Origin of the sequence: Frankia canadensis (genome assembly GCF_900197875.1) — a bacterium.
Lineage (GTDB): Bacteria > Actinomycetota > Actinomycetes > Frankiales > Frankiaceae > Frankia > Frankia canadensis.
Genome location: NZ_FZMO01000469.1, coordinates 1 through 1,013, shown reverse-complemented (window position 1 = coordinate 1,013; position 1,013 = coordinate 1). Strand labels below are relative to the sequence as shown.

The window sequence follows — 1,013 nt, the reverse complement described above, 5'->3', positions numbered from 1 at the left end:
GACAAGCAGACCCCAGCCGCCCGCGAGGATCGCCCGGTTCAGCCCGGCTTTCTGCCGCACGTTCCGGCCGGGTTCGGCGACGGTGCCCCGCGCCGAGCGGGTCATGCCCCGGACGTTGAGATCCTCGACGCGCACCACGTCGAACCGGCGGGCGAGATCCGTGCTGGTCTTCTCGACCCAGTCCTTGCGCCGGTCAGCCTCCCGAGCCTGCACCCGGGCAACCTGGACCTTGATCCGTGCCCGCCGGTTACTGCCCCGCTGGGCGCGGGCGAACCGGCGTTGGAGACGGCGAAGCCGCGCGGCCCGCGCCGGTCGCAGCCCAGGGCAGGACAGCAGCTCACCGGTGCTGAGCACGGCCGACACCGTCACACCCCGGTCGACGCCCACGACCCTGCCGGTGCCGGGTCCCTCGATCGGATCAGGCACCGCGGTGAACGCGACATGCCAGCGGCCAGCCCGATCCCGACTGATCCGGTAGGATTTGAAACCGGGAACGGTCCGGGACACACGGAACCTGACCCAGCCGACTTTCGGTATCCAGCATCGGGACCAGCGCCGGTTCAGCTTCTCGACCCGGGCGTTCCTACCGACGATCTGGAAGCCTTCCGACCGGCCACGCTTCCGGAACGTCGGCCTGCGATACGAACCGTGGAAAAAGTTCCGCATCGCCTGGTCGAAGTCACGCAGGGCCTGCTGCTGCACGGTCTGCGACCCGGCACGCAGCCAGCCGAACGCGGCACGGGCCTCGGTCAACTGCCGGCACCGTTCCCGATGGTCCGGCGCCTTCCCCCGATAGCCCGACCACCACGACTGCTGTTCCACAGCAAGATTCCACACGAAACGCGCATGCCCGCAGTGCTCGTCAAGCCCAACGGCCTGTTCAGACGTCGGCGAAAGCCGGTAGCGGGACACGCTCCTATTCTACGGAAAGGATTCGATCATGCGTTCCACCACTGAACACCGTTTCCTCTCCGACCTGAAGGTCGGAGTATCCACGGCGCAAATCCGATGAC

At 67.6% G+C, this 1,013-nt stretch carries 1 protein-coding gene; it reads right to left on the bottom strand.

Annotated elements, in window-relative coordinates; all coding sequences use genetic code 11:
• Positions 1–912: RNA-guided endonuclease InsQ/TnpB family protein (locus C1A33_RS26365; RefSeq protein WP_101834277.1), on the bottom strand; the 912-nt coding region annotated here is incomplete at its 3' end.
• Positions 913–1,013 lie beyond the last annotated feature (101 nt).